Consider the following 19,246-nt stretch of genomic DNA (forward strand, 5'->3'; position numbering starts at 1 on the left):
CCGGAAGCCGTAGAACAGCGCGCCCTGTGCCACCTGCCGTCCCATCATGTCCGTGATCCCTTGCCGTCTGCCAAGAGTGAATCACGCCTCCATCGCCGTCGCAAGCACGCGTTTTTCAACAGTCTCGAGCGTTTGTTGAATGCTCCCAAGGCCAGAGCAGAATGGCCTCGTTTCCCAGCGCCGCACCGTTCAACAAACCGTGCAGCTATCTGCGCCGCGAAAACGGACCGCGCAAAATCGGTCAGTCGCGACTTCAGCGGTATCGCCCCGCATATTAGTGGTTTGTTACCGACTTCCCATTAATTTTCCGCGCGGGCGAGAGGTAAGGATGGTACAACAGGACGAAGAAGCGCGCCTTGATGCGTTGCATCAGTTGAACTTGCTCGACACGCCTCCAAGCGCGAGCTTCGACCGCATCACGCGTATGGCGAGCCAGATTTTCGATCTGCCGATCTCGGCAGTGTCGTTGACTGACCGTGATCGGCAGTGGTTCAAGTCGCGCGTCGGTGTCGAGCATTGGTCAATTCCCCGAGAGAAGGCGCCGTGTGCACAGGTCGCCGAGAGCCGGGGCATTCTGATCATTCCAGATCTCCTCGACGATGATTGTTATGCCGACAGCCTGCTGGCGCAAACCGGGGTGCGCTTCTACGCGGGCGTTCCGTTGATGACGCGCGAAGGCTTCGGTCTGGGCTCGCTATGCGTGCTTGGCACGGAACCACGTACTGTCTCTGAGTCGGAGATGGCCGGCCTGACCGATCTTGCCGATATGACGATGTCGCAGATCGAGATGCAGCACGCGTTCGGACGCGTGGACCCGCTCAGCGGCCTGCCCAACCGGACCCAGTTCCTCGATGATCTTGAGGACCTTGGTCGCGATGCGCCGGGCCAGCGCCGTTACGCCGTATTGCTCGACCTGGCGCGCAACGACCAGCTCAGCAGCGGGCTGCGCGTCGTCGGACCGTCGTTCATCGACGACATGGTGCAGGATGCTGCCCGGGCGCTTCGCGGCGCATTGGGCCAAGGCCGGACAGCCTACCACGTCGCTGCCACGCAGTTTGCGTTCCTGTCGCCCCCCGAGCCGGAACCGGGCGCCTATGTAGCGCTGCTCGGCTCGATGCTTTCGAAAGCTCAAAGTGCGTCGCGCATCCGCTTCGCCACTTCCCAGGCGATCGGGGTGACGCCTGTTATCCTCGGCAAAACCGATCCTCGCCAGGTGCTGCGCACCGCCTATAGCGCGGCCCAGGATGCGCGCGCGTCGGAACATGCCGTCGGCCTCTACGCGCCAGGGGAGGATCGTGTTCACTCCCGCAGGTTCGCGTTGCTCAACGATCTCGGAGCGGCCCTGGAAGAGCCTGACCAGCTTAGACTCGTCTTTCAGCCGCGCATCGACCTCGCGTCCGGCCGGTGCAAGGGTGCTGAAGCCCTGCTCCGCTGGCGCCATCCTACGCTGGGTGACGTGTCGCCCGGTGAGTTCATGCCCATCATCGAGCATACCTCGCTCGCCAGGCCGACCACTGCCTGGGTGCTCGACGCCGCCATGCGGCAGCAGGCGATCTGGCAAAAGGAAGGCATCGACCTCCAGCTCTCGATCAATGTATCGGCCGCTAACCTGGAGGAAAGCGACTTTGCCCAACAGGTGCAGCTTTATCTCCTGAAGCACCGTCTGCGCCCGGCAGCGATCGAGCTTGAGGTCACCGAGAGCGTCGTCATGGAGAATAGTGGCCGTGCAATGGGCCAGCTTCGTGCGCTGCATGAGGCGGGCATCCCCCTAGCGATCGACGACTTCGGCACAGGCTACAGCAGCCTTGCGTATCTTCAACGTCTGCCCGCCCGCGTAGTCAAGATCGATCAGTCGTTCGTTCGCGATCTGGCCGATGACGAGCGTGGACAGGCGCTTGTCCGATCGATGATCACGCTGTCGCACGATCTCGGCTACCGGGTCGTTGCCGAGGGCGTCGAGACCGCCGCAGCCGCGGCGATCCTGGCCGACTTGGAATGTGAGGAGGCGCAGGGTTACTATTTTGCCCGTCCGATGGAGGAAGAAGCGCTGCGGCTATGGCTCGTTGCCTCTCCGCAAGAATCATCCGTTGCAGCCTGACTGACACCTAGATCTGCCGACATACTTGGTTGCAAGCTGATCGACACCGCCGCTGAACATAATCCACAGCGGCGGCGGCGATCGGCATCGATAAGCGTCCTGTTCCCGGTTGTTCCGCTAATCAGCCGTGCGGCCGCATGACAACCTTGATTACACCTTCCTGCTTGTCACGGAACTTGGCGTACATCTCGGGCGCGTCCTCAAGACTGGCCGGATGCGTGATCACAAAGCTGGGATCGATCTCGCCCGCGACGATCTTATCCAGTAGCGGCTTGGTGTAACGTTGCACGTGGGTCTGCCCAAGGTTGATCGTCAGCCCCTTGTTCATCGCTGCACCGATCGGAAGCTTGTCACCCATCCCGACGTAGACGCCGGGCACGGAGACCGTGCCGCCCTTGCGGCAGCTCATGATCGCCTGCCGCAGGACGTGGACGCGATCAGTGGCGAGCATCATGCTTGCCTTCACCTTGTCCATGACCGCGTCCGCCGCCCCGTGCGCGGCCGCCTCGCAGCCGACAGCATCGATGCAGCTGTCGGGGCCCCGGCCCTTGGTTCGCGCCTGCAGCTCGTCATAGACATCGGTTTCGGCGAAGTTAATCGTCTCAGCGCCACCGGCCTCCGCCATGGCGAGTCGCTCGGGCACCTCGTCGATCGCGATCACGCGGCCGGCGCCCATCATCAGCGCGGAGCGGATGGCGAACTGGCCGACCGGACCGCAGCCCCAGATCGCGACGGTGTCGCCATGCTCGATCTGCGCATTCTCGGCGGCCATGTAGCCGGTCGGGAAGATATCCGATAGGAAGAGGGCCTGCTCATCGGTAACGTTGTCGGGAATCTTGATCGGACCGACATCCGCCATCGGCACGCGGAGATACTCCGCCTGGCCGCCGCAGTAGCCGCCCAGCATGTGGCTGAAGCCGAACAGCCCGGCGGGCGAATGGCCCATCGCCTTGGCGGCCATCTCGGCGTTCGGATTGGTCTGATCACAGGCCGCAAACAGACCCTTTTTGCAGAACCAGCACTCGCCACAGCTGATGGTGAACGGCACGACGACACGGTCGCCGATCTTAAGGTTGGTTACCTCGGACCCAAGCGCCACGACCTCGCCCATGTTCTCGTGGCCGAGGATATCGCCGGCCTCCATGGTAGGCTGATATCCATCCAGCAGGTGAAGGTCCGACCCGCAGATCGCGCAGGCGGTTATTTTGATGATCGCATCGCGCGGGTGCTTGATCTCGGGATCCGCGACGGTGTCGACACGGACATCGCCCTTACCGTGCCAGCATAGTGCGCGCATGTCGTTTCCTCATCTGAGTGGATGTCCCTGTCGTCAGGGCCATGTCTATGACGCTCAACGCCTTGAGCCGCGGCATGGGTCCCTGTCCATTTGACTCGTTTACATCAACGAGCGGCCGTTAAACGGCCGTACGGCCAGCGGGTTGAACGCAGACGGCATGCCCGGCTTGAAAGCCAGCAAGATAATGAAGTGGGTCGCCCAGGCCGTGCAGCCGGCCGACACGATGGTGACAGGTTCTCACAGGCTGCGCGTCTTCCGCCCTGAGCGTACGGCATGGTCGGCCAGGGCAAAGGACGCATAGATACCGCAGAGGCAAACCAGGCCCGCGAGCAGCACCAACTACGGATCGTGGTCGTGCCGGACGCAGTCGAAAACCTGTACGACCTGGGAGTACATCATGCTCGGCTAACGGCAAGGCATTACGACATCCTCAACCGGTTCATATCGGCTTTCCCTGGCTGTGATCCAGGACCAAGGAAGCCGCAGTCGGGTTCTGCGCAGCCATGAACACTTACGTTGCCGAGCCCGCGCCTGTCGTCCGAACCGGCGACCATGCTCGACTGACATAACTTGATTTCGCTCCTCCGGGTCGGTTCCCAGTCGCTACAAAGATTTATGCCTCGCACCGCCGTGGCGCTGGTGGCATTAAGGGCATGATCGGAGGATTACGTCCATGGCACGCAAGAGCATCAAAAGCGACGCGGTGAAACTCAAGGGCGAGACGGCCAAGAAGGCACCGCCGCTGCCGGCGGGTGCCGACCAGCCGACGAACTATGCCGAGCAGCAGGGCCATGGCGGCGAAACCCGCCAGACGACCTCGGACGCGGCACTTACCATGACCACGCAGCAGGGCATCCCGATCGCGGACGCCCAGAACAGTCTCAAGGCGGGTCTGCGGGGCCCCACGCTGCTCGAGGACTTCATCCTCCGCGAAAAGATCTTCCATTTCGATCACGAGCGCATCCCGGAGCGCGTCGTCCACGCACGCGGCTATGGCGCGCACGGCGTGTTCGAGCTGACCGACAGTCTGGCCGACTACACCCGCGCCGACGTGCTGAGCACGGTCGGGCAGCAGACGGAGGTGTTCGTCCGCTTCTCAACGGTAGCGGGCAACAAGGGCTCGCGCGATCTGGCGCGCGACGTGCGCGGCTTCGCCGTCAAGATGTACACGAAGCAGGGCAACTGGGACATCGTCGGCAACAACATCCCGGTGTTCTTCATCCAGGATGCCATCAAGTTCCCCGATCTGGTCCATGCGGCCAAGCAGGAGCCCGACCGGGCGTTCCCCCAGGCGCAAACCGCACACGACAATTTCTGGGATTTCGCCAGCCTCACCCCGGAAGCCTGGCACATGATCATGTGGATCATGTCCGATCGCACGATCCCCCGCTCCTTCCGCACGATGGAGGGCTTCGGCGTCCACAGCTTCCGCCTGGTGAACGCGGAAGGCAGGTCGACCTTCGTCAAGTTCCACTGGAAGCCGCGCCAGGGGCTCCAGTCGGTGCTGTGGAACGAGGCGGTCAAGATCAGCGGCGCCGATCCCGACTATCATCGCCGCGATCTTTGGGAGGCGATCGAGAGCGGTGACTTCCCGCAATGGGATCTCGGCGTCCAGCTGTTCGATCAGGAAACCGCCGACAAGCTTCCCTTCGACCATCTCGACTCGACCAAGCTCATCCCCGAGGAGGACGTGCCGGTCCGCATCGTCGGTACGCTCACGCTCAATCGCAACGTCGACAACTTCTTCGCCGAAACCGAGCAGGTCGCCTACTGCACGCAGAACATCGTGCCGGGCATCGACTTCAGTGACGACCCGCTGTTGCACGGCCGCAACTTCTCCTATCTCGATACCCAGCTGAAGCGGCTCGGCAGCCCGAACTTCACCCACCTGCCGATCAATGCCCCGCGCTGTCCGGTGATGAACTTCCAGCAGGACGGCCACATGGCGATGCGCAATCCGAAGGGGCGCGTGAACTATGAGCCGAACAGCTGGGGCGCGGAAGGCGGTCCGCGCGAGAACGCGGAGATCGGCTTCACCAGTTTCCCCGCCGAGGTTCAGGGGACCAAGCAGCGGGTTCGGTCCGAAACCTTTGCCGATCATTACAGCCAGGCACGGCAGTTCTATCTCAGCCAGCAGCCGATCGAGCAGAAGCACATCGGCGACGCGCTGGTGTTCGAGCTGTCGAAGGTAGATCGTGTCGACATCCGGGCCCGGGCGGTCAGCCACCTGCGCAACATCGACGAGGATCTCGCCGCTACCGTCGCGGACGGGCTCGGCCTCGACCTGCCGGACGCCGCCAAGGCGGCCAAGCCGACGCTAGACCTGCCGACATCGTCGGCGCTCTCGATCGTCGCCAACGGCCCGGACGACTTTGCCGGACGAAAGATGGGCCTGCTGCTGACCGATGGGTCGAGCGCCGAGCTGTTCAATGCGCTGACCAAGGCGCTGGAAGCCGAAGGCGCGGTCTGGGAGGTAGTCGCGCCGAAGATCGGCGGGGTCACGCTCGACGACGGCACCAAGGTCGCGGCCAAGCAGAAGATCGACGGCGGACCTTCGGTCCTGTTCGATGCCGTCGCGGTGCTCCCGTCCGAGGAAGGGGCTGCGATGCTCGCCAAGGATGCGGCCTCCAAGGACTTCGTGGCGGACGCGTTCGGCCACTGCAAGTTCATCGGCTACACCGATGCAGCCGTAACGTTGTTCGACGCTTCTCGGGTGCCGGAGCTTGACGATGGCTTCGTAGCCCTAAGCAAGAGCAAGGACGTCAAGGCGTTCGTCACGACCTGTCGTGACCTCAGGTTCTGGGCTCGGGAGATGAAGGTCGATCTCGACGCGGCGGCCTGACGACCCTGGCGGGAGCGGCAGGTGGACGTCCTGCCGCTCCACTTAACGGCAAGCCTCATATCGCACGGACGTGGGACGTGCTGCCTCGCTCGCGTTCAACGGGATCGGGTCATACCATCGGCGCGGGCCGCGGTAACAACCCAGCGGCCGGTGCGGCGCGCGGTGCGAACCGTCCAACAACGCCCGGTCTCTGCGAGGAACCGGGCGTGGATCCCTGCCGCATGCTGGACGAAATCGTAGAAATCAATCCTGTGGTGCGCGAGCACGATGATGCCGCCTGGGCGCAGGCGAGCGGCCATCTCACGCGCAACCCGGGCCATCTCTCGCGCTGAGAGGTAATACAGGATCTCGGCGATCACGATCACGTCATATACGAGACGTGGCGGGCGACCGGGGAGCACGAGCAGCGATGCGCACGCACGAGGCCAGGCCGCGACGGCGCGTGCCGTCAGGTCGACCCCCTCCCTCGTGCCCTCGGTCGCATCGAGGCGCAACGCCATCCTCGCGATCGCGGCACTGTTGGATCCGTTGCCGCTGGCCAGCTCCAGCACCCGTCCGACCGGTCGGTGACCTATCGCGTGCAGGATCGCGGCACGCTTCACCGCCTCGTCACGGGCGGTGAAGGTGCGCCAGGGATCGTCGTCGCCGGCGAACTTGGCGGCGAACCCGGCAAGATCGATCGGGCTCGTCACTTCGAACCCGGCCGGTAGCGCTCGACCGGACGAGCAAAGGCCGCAAGCTCGTGTCTCGCGATCGTGAAGCCTGCTGGGTCATCGGAAACGGCGCCGAGCTGCGTCCGGTAGACGCGGATCAGGGACCGTTTCACCGAAACTCCCCCGGGCACAGCGATGCGCCATGCCGGTCCGGACCGGTCCGGGCGAGGCGGCCACACGCGGTAGGTCAGCCGACTGGCGCCACCCGGGCATCCGGCTACGGCCGCGGCTACGGCGCGGTGATCGGGATGGTCGTCATCGCAGGCCGGTCCGACGATGAGATCGAGATCCCGGCATCGTGCGACCTGGCGGCGCAGCGCGCGATAACAGCGCCCCGGGATCGAGGGCAACTGGCCATCGGGCAAATTGAGGAACGAGACGTCGCCAGCAACGATGCCGAGACGACGTAGCGCATGAAGGCTCTCACGCTGGCGAGCCGCGACCAGTCGCGTCCTCGGCCATTTTCGGCTGCCCCGGTGAGATGCGGCACCATCGGTCACGACCGCAACCCGGACCCGAGCTCCATGGCGGCGAAGCCGCGCAATGAGGCCTGCCGCGCCGATGACCTCGTCATCCGGGTGCGGGGCGATCACCAGCGCGACACGCACGTTTCGCAGCGCGATCCTCACAGGATGGGGTCGAGGATGTGCTCGGCGACAGCCTGGCCGACGCGAAGGCGATGCGCGTCAGGCGCCGGCTGGCGCAGGTACACCATGAGATCGGCGATCTTTGCCGCCAGCGGATGCGACAGGAACAACCCCTGCAGCCCCACCGCCTCCTGCGCGATCGTCAGGGCGCGCTCGGCAAGACCGGCGATCGATAGCCGCGCAGCGGACACCCGGGCGAGGCGTTCCGCATCCGTCCCGCTGAACCAGGCGCCCGCCGTGTCGCGGATGCTCGCCGCTGCACCCTGGGCAAGCAGGAACAGGTCGGCGAGCCGTGATGCCTGGAACGGATCGGAAGCGCGCTTGTGGGTGGTCAGGTGGTCACGCACCGCGTCCAGCAGACCCGCGATACCGCCGGCATGAACCGCGGCGAAGCGCAGCGCGCCTCCGCTGAAGAACGGCTCCCGCGCGTAGCTGCCGGGCTCGCCGATACGGCCGTCTTCACCGATCACAGAGCCGGACCAGCGCACCAGATGTGTCTCCGAGCGCTGCATGCCGATCGTCTGCCACCACTCCCGATCGATGGCAGGCGGATCGGCCTCAAGGTCGAGCAGGAGCAGCTGCGGCCCGCGATCGCTATCCGCGGTCACCAGCGCGTGAGTCAGTATCCCCGCCCCCGATGCATAGCCCTTGCCGCCGGTCAGCCGTCCGCCGGCAAGCACCAGCGGCTCACCCGGCAGGCCCGCATTCCACACACCCAACGTCGCTCCCGCAGCGATGCGCGCGCGCAACGCAGCGACCTGGGACGACGTGCCGTATCGAAATACGATCTGCACCGCATCGACATGCCCCTCCAGCAGGCGACCGACGGGGAGATCCCGGCGTCCCGCAGCATAAAGACGGCGGAGCAGTTCCAGATATGCTTCGGGAGTCGCCGGATCGCCGACGGGGTCGGTCGCCCAGCCCGCCGCGACGATCGCATGGCGCAGAGCCCCGACCGTCGTCATGCCGCCTGCTCGCAAAGCTGGCGCTCGAGCAAAGCCAGGGCCTGCTCGGCCTCGGCGAGGGTGACGTCGGGTATATCGGGCAGTGCCGGCACGACACGCATCGCGAACGCCTCGGCATTGGGACAGTCGCGCGCGACACCGATCACATGGTCACCGGTCAATCCGATACGGTCGCCGAAGCGGGCTGCGACAAAGGAACCGGGGAGCCCGGCCCAGATGCGGCGCGCCTCCGCCTGCTGCCGGTATTGCCATGCCGCCCCTCGCGGATGCGGCATCGAGGGTGCCCCATGATGGTCGATGGCGCTGAGCGCAGCGGCCATGCCTCCCGGTGCCCGGCCGAGCCGCCGCGAGGAGGTCGCAACCACCATGCCGGGATCGCGGCGCACGCGAAACCCGGCGCGCCCGGCATCGTCGAGCAGGGCGGCGTCCTCGCCGCATGGCACCGGCTGGAAGCCGCCCAGCGCCTGATAGGCTCCGGGTCGGAAGGCCATGTTGGCGCCTCCTGAGCAGTGGGAGCCGGTAGGACTGTCCCACGGAACGGGGTCGACCGATCGTCGGTAGGCGTGAAGCCGATCGAGGTAGCGCTCGACCCTCCCCTGCACCGGATCCCGCTCCGCTGCGATCCGGACGATGCGCCCGGCGACAAGGTCGGCCGAGGCCAGGCCCTGCAGTGCCGCCCTGACCCAATCGGCACGGGGCTGGCTGTCGGCGTCGGTTGTCAGGAGAATACCGTGGGGCGTGCTCGTCGCATGATGCAGGCCGAGGGCGATGGCCGCCCGGCGTGCACGACCGGCATTGGCATCAGGGGACGGGTCTCCCTGAGCCACCGTGAACGGAAGGGCCATGCGACCAGCATGCTCGCGTATCACCTGCTTGCTCGCATCCGAGCAATTATCGAGGAGGAAGAACACGGCAGCTTCGACGTCGCCCAAGTCCAGTCGCCCGATCGCCTCCAGCAACTTCGGTAGCGCAGTCTCCTCGTTGCGGACCGGAATACAGATCGCAGCTGACACAGGTCGCAACGGCACCTCCACCATCGGTTTCGCAGGGCCAACAACCCTGCCTTGAGGAACGATAGGTGATCGAGCCCGGTTTCGATAGCTGCTCGCGGTGATGCAAGATGCCAGATCGTCATGCAGGACTACAGGTTTGCCCGATCTCGACCGAGAGATCGGCGTCGGGTAGGTAGCCGTCGAAGTTCGCGCCGGGCACCTACAAGCTGCAGTTCGACATGGCGGGCTACCCGGATGCGAAGGCGGCGCCATTCTTCCCCGAGATCGATCCCGTGTTCCGCGTCACCGACCCTGCCGCGCACTACCATGTGCCGGTCGTGGTCAGCCCCTTCGGCTACTCCACCTACAGGGGCAACTGATCACCGATCACGCCTCGATCCCTGCCTGGTGCATCGGCTTATAGAGCTCGTGCTCAAGCGACCGCAGGTAGCGGTCGAGGCGCTCTACCAGTGTTGCGACGTCCGCAGCATAGGCTGGGACGTTCGAAGCTATCGCGTTGCTGCTCCAACGCCGGATGTGGTCGGAGTAGCGCAGCCGAAGCTCACGATCCTCTTCCATGATCCGCTCGTAAGTCGGCATCTGGTCGGCGAAATAGCCTCGGGCCTCCTTGTTCCAGCCCTGCTGTGTAGGCAGATGCTCCCGTACCGCATTGGCCAGGTTCATTCGTAGCCGGCCGAGGTCGGTAAGCGGAGGTCCAGCCCTGACACAGTCGCGAAGTGCGTAGGCAGCGGCGCGGATCGCCTCATGGGCGCGCCTGCTATCATCGGGCCTCATCATCTCGTTTTACTCGCCATCATCTTACTAGCCGTCGTTGCTGGCGCGCCGCGCGCCGATCATGGCCGTCGCACGCTCCGTCGCCGCGCGCGTGTCGTTGGCCAGCTTCTTCACCTCCGACGCCACCACCGTGAAGCCCCGGCCTGCCTCGCCCGCCCGCGCCGCCTCGATGGTCGCGTTGAGCGCGAGCAGGTTGGTTTGTGCGGCGATGCCGCCGATCGCGGTCACGATCGTGTCCAGCTGGGCCACCGTGTCCTGCAGCGCCTGTCGGCGCAGGTCGAGCGATCGCTGCAGCGCCTCGCTTTCAGCAAGGCGGTGCTCGGCTTCCCGCTCCAGCAGCACCTGGCGCGTGATGTCGGCGGCGATCTTGACGACCTTTCTCGGTCGGCCGTCGGCATCGAGGATCGGGTTGTAGGAGGCCTGGATCCAGATCTCGCGGCCGTCATGCCCGATCCGGCGATACCGTCCCGCATCGAACTCACCCCGCGACAGACGCTCCCAGAGCTTCGTGTAATCGGTCGAGCGTGCCTGGGCAGCGTCGCACAACATGCGGTGGTGCTGGCCCACAAGCGCCTTGCTGTCATAGCCCAGCATGGTCTGCGCATTCCGGTTGGCGGACAGGATCAGCCCGTCCAGATCGAACTCGATCACGGCCTGACTGCGATCCACGGCCGCATCGCGGCCGGCGAACTCCGCATCGCGCTCGCGAGCCTCGGTGATGTCGGTCGCGAACTTGACGATCTTCAGCGGCCGTCCGTCCGGATCGAGAATGGGATTGTAGGTCGCCTGCAGCCACACGTCGCGGCCGTCCTTGCCGATCCGGCGGTATAGACCTGCGTCGAAGGCACCGCCGGCTAGCTTGCGCCAGAACGCGGCATAGTCGGGCGAGCGGGCATAGTCAGGGTCGCACAGGAGGCGATGGTGACGGCCGATGACCTCGGCCCGGCTATAGCCCAGGGCGTTGAGGAAGTTCTGGTTGGCCTCCAGGATCGTCCCGTCGAGCCCAAGCTCGACGACCGCCTGGCTGCGGTCCATCGCCTTTGATCGCGCCTCGAACTCGGCGCTGCGCAGCTTCGCGTCCGTCACGTCGGTGGCGAAGCCGACGATCTTCACGACCCGGCCGTCCGGATCGAGAACCGGGTTGTAGGTTGCCTGGAACCACAGGTCGCGGCCCTCCCGGTCGCGCCGCTTGAAGATGCCCGTCATATGCTCGCCGCGGCCAAGTGTCTCCCAGGCTGCCGCATAGACGGCACTCGAGGCGAGTTCGGGCGGACACAGGATCCGGTGATGCTCGCCCGCGACATCCTCCGGTGCATAGCCGAGTGCCTTGAGATAGCCGTTACTGGTCGCGAGGATGATGCCGTCAGGGGCAAGCTCAATCGTCAGGGCCGAGCGCCGCATCGCCAGCGTGAGCGCTTCGAACTCGGCATTGCGCTGCCGGCTCTCCGTCATGTCGGACGCGAACTTCACGATCCGCACCGGGCGACCATCTGGGTCGAGCACCGGATTGTAGGTGGCGCGAAGCCACAGCTCGCGGCCATCCCGGCCGACGCGGCGGTAGGTCCCGACATCGAACTCGCCGCGGCCGAGCTTCGCCCAGAAGGCGGCATAGTCGGCTGTGCCGGCGTAAGCGGGTTCGCAGAACATCCGGTGGTGCCGCCCGACCACCTCGTCGCGCGCATAGCCCGTCAGCCAAAGGAAAACGTCGTTGACTTCGAGGATGGTGCCGTCGGTCGCGAACTCGATTACCGCCTGGCTTCGATCGAGCGCGGCGAGCCTCGCCGCAGACTCGGCAGCCGCCAGCTTGCTCACGGTCACGTCGGTTGCGACCTCCAGAACCCGGATCGGTCGCCCCTTCTCATCGAGCACGGGGGTGTAGGTCGACTGCAGCCAGACGACACGGCCGTCCTTCGCGATGCGCCGGTACTCACCGGTCTGGTGCTCGCCGGCACCGAGCTTTGCCCAGAACGCCGGATCGCTCGATCCTGGTGCCCTGACACCCATGTCGTGCGTGCGATCGGGGAGCCCTGCAATTTCGTCCAGCCGGTAGCCCAGCGTGCCGAGGAAGCGTTTGTTGGCCCACCGGACGGTGCCTTCGAGGTCGAACTCGGCGACGAGGCTGGAGCGGACCAGCGCCGCCCAACCCGCGTCCGTCGTGCCCCGCGCGCGCAAGGCGAGCACGGCACGCGCCTTGGCGGCGCCGACCGTCACGACCAGGACCGCCAGCGCCGCAACAGCGATGAGCGGCGCCATCAGGTCGGGCGACAGCACGATCCCGCCCGTGCCGGCCGCGGACCCGGGGATCACGGCGCTGATCGCGGCCATGCCGGTGAAGTGCAGCAGCAGGATCGCCAGCGTCAGCAAGGCGGCAGCAGCAACGCCCGACCCTATGCCGCGGCGAGCGATGGCGAGGTACAGCGCCGGGGCGACCGGCAGCACCGCGACGAAGACCGAGGCGACGATCAGGACGGACGAGAAGCGGAAGGTGCCCGGAAATAGAACGGCGCAAATGCCCAGATAGTGCATGGCCGAGATGCCCGAGCCGACCATCGCCGCGCCGGCGACATAGCCGATGGGGTTGTGCCTGAGGACGCACGTCCGCAACCCGGCCCAGGTCACAACGATGGCGATGGCTAGCGACGCCAGGGTACGTCCCGGCAGGTAGCCCACCACGATGCCGGGATCGTAGCCGAGCATCGCGATGAAGTGGGTCGCCCAGATACCTGTCCCCGACGCGAAGGCCGCGCCGAGCAGCCAGCGGGACCGCTCGCGCGCCGGCGCGGCGACGAGATGGCGCAGCAGGAACACGACGCTGCCGGTCGCCGCGATGCAGACCAGGGCCGCGAGCGCGACCAGCCACTTGTTATGCTGATGGGTCAGACAGAAGAAGGCGTCGAACATCTGTTGCGCCCTTTCACGCCGCGAGAGCTTGATAGGGTGCCTTAGGTTAACGAGGTGCTAAGCCGGATGTCCGCTCCAAGTTGAGTCGCGTTAGATGCGAAAGTCCTGCGTAGTGCGGTGCATAATAAACCAGGAGATCAATGAACGTGGGCCGGTGAGGCATCGTCGCAGTGGCAGCGCTCGGCTCAGGCCGCAGTACGCAGGCGGCAATAGGGCGTCCATTCCGCGATAAATGCGGCGAAGTCTGTCCTTTGAAGCGGTTTGCTGACGTTGTAGCCCTGAACAGCGTCACAGCCTTGGGCAACGGCGAAGGCATGCTGTTCTTCCGTCTCCACGCCTTCCACTGTGATCGCCATGTCGAGACATTTGCCCATCGTGATGATGGCGTGGACGATCGCGGTACACTGCTTATTGCCCGGTATCTGGCGAACGAACGACTGGTCGATCTTGATCTTGTCGAACGGAAAACGGCTCAGATAGCTGAGCGACGAGTATCCGGTTCCGAAATCGTCCATCGAGATGCGCAGCCCTTGCGCCTTCAAAGTGGTGAGCGTCGCGATCGTCTGTTCTTCGTCGCTCAGCAGGACACCCTCGGTGATCTCCAGCTCGAGGCGGCTGGAACACAGCCCACTCGACTTCAGCGCCGCCTCGATGGTGGCGGCAAGCCCGGGATCGCGAAACTGGACAGGGGAGAGGTTGACGGCGACGCTGATGTCGTCGGGCCAGGAGGTCGCTTCCTGGCAGGCGGCCCGGATCACCCATCTGCCCAAAGCGAGGATCAGCCCGGTGTCTTCGGCCAGACTGATGAAATCGGCGGGCGGGATCAGCCCACGCTCGGGATGGTTCCAGCGTAGCAGCGCTGTCAATCGGCGTCCAAAAAGGACCCCCCATCGGCGTGCAAAAGGGACCCCCTTCGTCGAGCAGCGTGACGGGTATGACGGGCGCACCGTTCGCGCTGGTTGCGGTGTAGGGCGGGCGTAGCCCGACCGGAGGCGCAACTAGCGCGAAGCGTTCTCTGCCGGTGGTCCTGGGCGTCAACTGCGGTGCTTGAAGCGCCAGCTGTCATTGCCCGTTTCGACGATGTCGCTATGGTGGGTAATGCGGTCGAGCAGCGCGGTGGTCATCTTGGGGTCGCCAAAGACGGTCGGCCACTCGCCAAAGGCGAGGTTCGTCGTGACAATGACGGAGGTCTGCTCGTAGAGCTTGCTGACGAGGTGGAAGAGCAGCTGACCGCCCGAGCGGGCGAACGGCAAGTAGCCGAGCTCGTCGAGCACCACCAGATCGAGCCGGGAGAGCTGGGCTGCCAGCGTGCCGGCCTTGCCGAGGCGCGTTTCCTCCTCAAGCCGGTTCACCAGGTCCACCGTGTTGAAGTAGCGCCCCCGGGCGCCGGCCCGTACCACATTGGTGGTGATGGCGGTGGCGAGGTGCGTCTTGCCGGTGCCCGTCCCACCGACAAGCACGACGTTGCGCCCGCCCGGAAGAAACGAGCCGCTGTATAGCGAGCGCACCAGTCCCTCGTTGATGGGGGTGTCATCGAAGACGAAGGCGTCGAGGTCCTTCACCGCGGGCAACCTGGCGGCCGACATCCGGTAACGGACCGACGCTGCATGGCGGTGCGTCGGCTCGGCACGCAGCAGGTCGGTCAGGACCTCCATGGTCGTGCGCTTGCGCTGGAGACCGGTGGTGACCGCTTCGTCGAAGGCGCCAGCCATGCCCTTCAGCCCCAACTCGGTCATGGCCGTCATCATCTCATGCCGCTGCATGGAGACCTCGCAGGCTGTCATAGCGGTTGCAGTCGGCGCGGGGCGGATGGCGCAGCGCCAGATCTTCTGGCGTGACAATAGTCAGCGGTCGCGACGGTTCGCGCCGGCGGGCCAGGGTGTTGACGATGACGTCGTCGCTGGCGGTGCCGGCCAGCAGCGCCTCGCGCACGGCCGTTTCGACCGCCTCCATCCCGTCGTCGAGCACCGCTGCCAGCACCCGCACGAACCGCCGGTCGGCATCATCTCCGGCGCCGAGCTTGCGCCGCAGGCGTGACAGCGCAGGCGGCAGCTCCCAGCCCTGGAACGGCGCGCCATTGCGCAGGGCGCCCGGCTTGGTCACCAGCACCGGCAGGTGATGCCACGGGTCGTAGATGGTCCGGTCGCGCCCGAAGAACCGGGGGTGGTCGGCGACGACCTGGCCGTCGCAGCGCACGACGATACGGTCGGCATAAGCACGGACCTGGACGGTACGCCGCACCGCCCTGGCGGAGACGGAATAACGGTTGCGGTCGAAGCTGATGAGGCACGTGCCGCTTACCGCGTGCTCGCTCTCGTGGAAGCCGTCGAAGGGCGCGACAACAGGCTGGAGCACACCGCGCTCGGCAGCCCATGCCTGCGCGACCGTCAGCTCCTTCTGCTCGGGATGCTGGTGCATGTTGGCCCAGCGGCGACACTCCGCCTCCAGCCAGCCGTTCAACTCCTCGATGCTGGCAAAGCGCAGCCGCGGCTGGAAGAAGCGGCCACGCGCGGTCTGCACCTGGTTCTCGACCTGCCCCTTCTCCCAGCCCGACGCGGGCGAGCAAGCGGTCGGCTCGACCATGTAATGGTTGGCCATGACCAGGAAGCGCCGGTTGAAAACCCGCTCCTTGCCGGTGAACACGCTCGTCACCGCCGTCTTCATGTTGTCGTAGATGCGGCGCGTCGGCACGCCTCCGAAGAAGGCGAATGCCCGCGCATGCGCGTCAAACAGCATCTCCTGTGTCTCGCGGGGATAGGCGCGCACATACATCACCCGTGATGCGCATAGCCGCACATGCGCGACCTTTACTTGGCAATCGGCTTGCCCGCGATCTCGACGTCCTCATGGCTCCAGTCGAACTGATACGCCTCGCCCGGCCGGAACAGCAGCGGGATGAACGCCGGCGCATCCATCACATCGCAACGTCGCGCCTGCCGCCAGCGAGCCGCATAACGCCGCACCGCGTCGTACGAGCCGTCGAACCCCTCGCGTAGCAGCAGGTCGTGGATGCGCGTGAGGCGCAGCTTCTCGCGCCGCGGTCGTGCCTCGTCTTCCTCCAGAAACGCATTCAGTCGCGCTTGGAACGGCCCCAGCTTCGGCAGCGGCTGCACCTCCCGCCGGTAACCTATGTCCGCTTCCGGCGCCCGGATCGCCTTGCGCACCACCTTGCGCGACAGGTGCAGGTCCCGCGCTATCGCCTTGATGGCCTTCCCAGACGCGTGCTCGCGCCGGATCCTCAACACCGTCTCCAATACCAACATCCCGATCTCGCCGCCTGACACACCGCCAAGCGAACAGCCTAGACCACCGGGATGAGGGGTCCCTTTTCGACGCCGATCACCCCGCTACCGGGGTCCCTTTTCCACGCCGATCCACAACGACACGCGCGCCGACCGCTTCTCGCACGGCTCCAGCGGCACCGCCGGCAAGGCCCGGAAGACCTGCCGGTCGGCGGCAAGCCGCTCGGCGATGGTGTCGGCATGGCGTCCGGCATGCCCGTTCTGTCGGGCCAGGCAGTCCTTCGCCAGGCGCTCGTTCAACTCGTCGAAGCTGGCCGCCACGGGAATGGGCACCATGAACATCGCGCGGGCGTGCTTTACCAGCGCCTCGACCTTCCCCTTGTCGTTGCCCTTGCCGGGCCGGCCAAACCGGTCGGCAAACAGGTAGAGGCTGACCAGCTCGGTGAAGGCCCGCGTGCGCTCGCGCTTGCCGTCGCCGCAGATCCTCGCCACCGCAATCTTCAGATTGTCGTAGAGAATGGACAGCGGCACGCCGCCGAAGAAGGCGAAGGCCGAAACATGGCCGTCCAGGAACGCCTCGGTCGTCTCGCGCGGATAGGCCTTCACGAAACACGCATCGGATTGCGGTAGGTCCATGCAGAAATAATGAACCTTCTGCCGCACGCCGCCGATCTCGGCCCACGCCTCGCCGAAGTCGACCTGGGCATGGCCCGGCGGGTGCGCCAGCGGCACGAACGTCTCCCGGCTGCGGGCCCGACTTAGCCGCACATAGTCCTTCACCACCGTGTAGCCGCCGCCATAGCCATGCTCGTCGCGCAGCCGCTCGAAGATCCGTTTGGCGGTGTGCTGCTGCCTGGCCGGCGACAGGCGGTCCTCGCGCAGCATGGCGTCGATGACCGGCAACAGCGGCCCCAGCTTCGGCTTCTCCGGCGGCTTCGCGCGCCGGTAGCCTGGTGGCAGCGAGAACGCGCACATCTTCGCCACCGTGTCCCGGCTCAGACCGAACACCTTCGCCGCTTCCAGTTCCAGCGCCCGCAGGTCGCCAAACAGGGATCCTCAGCGTAAAGCGCAGGCCGCGATCACGGCAAGAAGGGGGCGTCGTCGTCATCAACCAGCACGTTGCACCTGAGGCTTATGGCCTTCTCATCCTGGCACCAGAGATCGCGCTTGCCAGTGGTTGGTTGGGCGGGGACAAGCTTGTCCGCACGTCGAGCGCTGGCGACACACGGGTGAAGTTGTCGACGATCGACAGCACCCGGATCTTGCGCCCGTCGAACAGCTGGTCCGACAGAAAATCCATCGACCAGCAATCGTTGGGTGCCGTCGCCGGCGTCCGGTCATCGCGCAGCTTTGCTTTCACCTTGCGCTTGGATGTCTTGTTGCGCAGCTGCAGCCCGAGTTCGCGGTACAGCCGATGAGTGCGCTTGTGGTTGATCTCCCAGCCCTCCCGTCGGAGCAGCACATGGATGCGTCGATACCCGTGGCGAACACGGGTCGCAGCCAATTCCTTGATCCGCATCTTTAGGCCGGCCTGATCGAGGCGGCGGGACTGATAGCGTTGTGTCGATCGATTGATCGGAAACGCGCCGCAGGCTCGCCGTTCGCTAACCTGGTAGCTCGCCTGCAGATAGCCGACGATCTCCCGGGCTCGACCAGGCCCTACATTTTTCGGCGGATGACATCCTGCAGCATCTCTTTGTCCAGGCTGAGGTTGGCCACCAGCCGCTTCAGTCGGACGTTCTCCTCCTCCAGCACCTTCAGGCGCTTCATTTCCGACGGCATCAGCCCTCCGTCTTTGCTACGCCATCGATAGTAGGTCTGGATCGATATGCCGGCCTTTCGGCAAACCTCCTCGATGGTTGTTCCATCCTCGGCCTGCTTGAGGATGAACGCTATCTGCTGCTCGCTGAACCTCGACTTCTTCATGGGCAAATTCCCTCGTCCGGCACCTGCCAAACCTAACCGGGAATTTCTCACAAAGAATGGACCAATCCGTAGGGCTCAGGTCAAAGGAAGGGACGACGAATGCCTGCCAAGAAGCACAAGCCCGAGGAGATCATCGGGAAGCTGCGCGAGGTTGAGATCATGCTGGGCCAGGGCGGCACGACCGCCGAGGCGTGCCGGCGGATCGCGGTCAGCGAGCAGACCTACTACCGCTGGCGCAAGGAATATGGTGGCCTGAAGACCGATCAGGCTCGGCGGATGAAGGATCTGGAAAAGGAAAACCTGCGGCTGCGCCGGGCGATCTCGGACCTGACGCTGGACAAGCTCATCCTGCAGGAGGCAGCCAAGGGAAACTTCTGAGCCCCGCACGGCGTCGGCGCTGCATCGACCAGGTCAGGGAGGTGCTGGATGTATCCGAGCGGCGGGTGTGCCGCGTGCTCGGCCAGCACCGGTCGACGCAGCGCAAGGTGCCGTTCGGGGCAGATGACGAGTTGGCGCTCACCGAGGATATCATCGCCCTTGCCAGGCAGTACGGGCGCTACGGCTATCGCCGGGTGACGGCGCTGCTGCATGCGGCGGGTTGGTCGGTGAACCACATGGCGTAATCAGGAGCGGTGCTCGTTGGGATAGCCTGTCGTCCCCTGAAGAGGAGGACGGAAGATGACCTGCTATGTTGGCCTAGATGTAGCGGCCTGCAATGATGGTCGGCCCGGCGCGAGATTATAGGTCTATTCTGGCGCACGCTCCGTGAGACCGAAGCCGTGCTCTAGCGCACTATAGTTGAGAACGGGCGCACCTCGGGTGAAACGG

General features: G+C 65.2%; 12 protein-coding genes and 5 pseudogenes. 5 read left to right on the forward strand and 12 right to left on the reverse strand.

All coding sequences use genetic code 11. The features are described from left to right. Both HBH26_RS20515 and HBH26_RS19320 read left to right on the forward strand, forming a co-directional pair. The coding region (locus HBH26_RS20515; RefSeq protein WP_209308687.1) for a hypothetical protein at positions 1 to 303 on the forward strand (303 nt) is incomplete at its 5' end. A gap of 25 nt (positions 304 to 328) precedes the next feature. Further along, a complete protein-coding gene (locus HBH26_RS19320) occupies positions 329 to 2,098 on the forward strand; it encodes a sensor domain-containing phosphodiesterase (RefSeq protein ID WP_168136238.1) in 1,770 nt (589 codons plus the stop codon). Positions 2,099 to 2,219: 121 nt separating this feature from the next. On the opposite strand, the gene HBH26_RS19325 is transcribed toward HBH26_RS19320, so the two are convergent. Continuing rightward, entirely contained in the window at positions 2,220 to 3,395 is a 1,176-nt protein-coding gene (locus HBH26_RS19325) for a zinc-dependent alcohol dehydrogenase (protein ID WP_168136239.1), read from the reverse strand. 673 nt (positions 3,396 to 4,068) lie between these two features. Between HBH26_RS19325 and HBH26_RS19330 the strand changes: the two genes are divergently transcribed. Then, positions 4,069 to 6,237, forward strand: coding sequence for a catalase (locus HBH26_RS19330; RefSeq protein WP_168136240.1), 2,169 nt, complete (start codon positions 4,069 to 4,071; stop codon positions 6,235 to 6,237). A gap of 95 nt (positions 6,238 to 6,332) precedes the next feature. On the opposite strand, the gene HBH26_RS19335 is transcribed toward HBH26_RS19330, so the two are convergent. Genes HBH26_RS19335 through HBH26_RS19350 form a run of 4 tightly spaced genes read right to left on the reverse strand, consistent with a single transcriptional unit; the run spans position 6,333 to position 9,827 of the window. Next, positions 6,333 to 6,929, reverse strand: coding sequence for a class I SAM-dependent methyltransferase (locus tag HBH26_RS19335; RefSeq protein WP_076711215.1), 597 nt, complete (start codon positions 6,927 to 6,929; stop codon positions 6,333 to 6,335). Continuing rightward, positions 6,926 to 7,579 carry a PIG-L deacetylase family protein gene (locus HBH26_RS19340; protein WP_084401577.1) on the reverse strand — a complete coding sequence of 218 codons (654 nt, stop codon included), beginning with the start codon at positions 7,577 to 7,579 and terminating at the stop codon, positions 6,926 to 6,928. Before HBH26_RS19340 ends, HBH26_RS19335 begins: the two co-directional genes overlap by 4 nt. Further along, positions 7,576 to 8,562, reverse strand: a complete 987-nt coding sequence (locus HBH26_RS19345; RefSeq protein WP_168136241.1) for an acyl-CoA dehydrogenase family protein — start codon at positions 8,560 to 8,562, stop codon at positions 7,576 to 7,578. Before HBH26_RS19345 ends, HBH26_RS19340 begins: the two co-directional genes overlap by 4 nt. Next, entirely contained in the window at positions 8,559 to 9,827 is a 1,269-nt protein-coding gene (locus tag HBH26_RS19350) for a glycosyltransferase family 2 protein (RefSeq protein ID WP_338057457.1), read from the reverse strand. Before HBH26_RS19350 ends, HBH26_RS19345 begins: the two co-directional genes overlap by 4 nt. On the opposite strand from HBH26_RS19350, the pseudogene HBH26_RS19355 reads away from it, so the two are divergent. After that, a pseudogene (locus HBH26_RS19355) lies at positions 9,770 to 9,934 on the forward strand (hydroxyisourate hydrolase); the annotation flags it as partial. The gene HBH26_RS19350 and the pseudogene HBH26_RS19355 overlap by 58 nt on opposite strands. Positions 9,935 to 9,941: 7 nt before the next feature. Here HBH26_RS19355 and HBH26_RS19360 read toward each other — a convergent pair. The 7 genes and pseudogenes from HBH26_RS19360 to HBH26_RS20925 all read right to left on the reverse strand — a co-directional run. After that, positions 9,942 to 10,238 (reverse strand): hypothetical protein, encoded by a 297-nt coding sequence (locus tag HBH26_RS19360; protein WP_082442131.1) that lies wholly within the window; start codon positions 10,236 to 10,238, stop codon positions 9,942 to 9,944. Positions 10,239 to 10,376: 138 nt separating this feature from the next. Beyond that, positions 10,377 to 13,250, reverse strand: a complete 2,874-nt coding sequence (locus HBH26_RS19365; RefSeq protein WP_168136243.1) for a PAS domain S-box protein — start codon at positions 13,248 to 13,250, stop codon at positions 10,377 to 10,379. A gap of 185 nt (positions 13,251 to 13,435) precedes the next feature. Continuing rightward, positions 13,436 to 14,116 (reverse strand): putative bifunctional diguanylate cyclase/phosphodiesterase, encoded by a 681-nt coding sequence (locus HBH26_RS19370; protein WP_239024941.1) that lies wholly within the window; start codon positions 14,114 to 14,116, stop codon positions 13,436 to 13,438. Between the two features lie 168 nt (positions 14,117 to 14,284). Then, positions 14,285 to 15,013 carry an IS21-like element helper ATPase IstB gene (gene istB / locus HBH26_RS19375; RefSeq protein ID WP_168136245.1) on the reverse strand — a complete coding sequence of 243 codons (729 nt, stop codon included), beginning with the start codon at positions 15,011 to 15,013 and terminating at the stop codon, positions 14,285 to 14,287. Beyond that, positions 15,000 to 16,513: pseudogene (gene istA / locus HBH26_RS19380) on the reverse strand (IS21 family transposase). Before istA (HBH26_RS19380) ends, istB begins: the two are co-directional and overlap by 14 nt. Positions 16,514 to 16,630: 117 nt before the next feature. Further along, positions 16,631 to 17,512: pseudogene (istA, locus tag HBH26_RS19385) on the reverse strand (IS21 family transposase); the annotation flags it as partial. A gap of 175 nt (positions 17,513 to 17,687) precedes the next feature. Next, a pseudogene (locus HBH26_RS20925) lies at positions 17,688 to 18,418 on the reverse strand (transposase); the annotation flags it as partial. Positions 18,419 to 18,517: 99 nt separating this feature from the next. Between HBH26_RS20925 and HBH26_RS19400 the strand changes: the two are divergent. Continuing rightward, positions 18,518 to 19,029, forward strand: a pseudogene (locus tag HBH26_RS19400) (transposase); the annotation flags it as partial. Between the last annotated feature and the right edge of the window lie 217 nt (positions 19,030 to 19,246).

Source organism: Sphingomonas corticis, assembly GCF_012035195.1.
GTDB lineage: Bacteria > Pseudomonadota > Alphaproteobacteria > Sphingomonadales > Sphingomonadaceae > Sphingomonas > Sphingomonas corticis.

Coding starts and splice junctions, on each gene's coding strand:
- HBH26_RS19320 (WP_168136238.1), top strand. CDS start 329: ATGGTACAACAGGACGAAGAAGCGCGCCTTGATGCGTTGCATCAGTTG.
- HBH26_RS19325 (WP_168136239.1), bottom strand. CDS start 3,395: ATGCGCGCACTATGCTGGCACGGTAAGGGCGATGTCCGTGTCGACACC.
- HBH26_RS19330 (WP_168136240.1), top strand. CDS start 4,069: ATGGCACGCAAGAGCATCAAAAGCGACGCGGTGAAACTCAAGGGCGAG.
- HBH26_RS19345 (WP_168136241.1), bottom strand. CDS start 8,562: ATGACGACGGTCGGGGCTCTGCGCCATGCGATCGTCGCGGCGGGCTGG.
- HBH26_RS19350 (WP_338057457.1), bottom strand. CDS start 9,827: ATGGCGCCGCCTTCGCATCCGGGTAGCCCGCCATGTCGAACTGCAGCT.
- HBH26_RS19360 (WP_082442131.1), bottom strand. CDS start 10,238: ATGAACCTGGCCAATGCGGTACGGGAGCATCTGCCTACACAGCAGGGC.
- HBH26_RS19365 (WP_168136243.1), bottom strand. CDS start 13,250: ATGTTCGACGCCTTCTTCTGTCTGACCCATCAGCATAACAAGTGGCTG.
- istB (WP_168136245.1), bottom strand. CDS start 15,013: ATGCAGCGGCATGAGATGATGACGGCCATGACCGAGTTGGGGCTGAAG.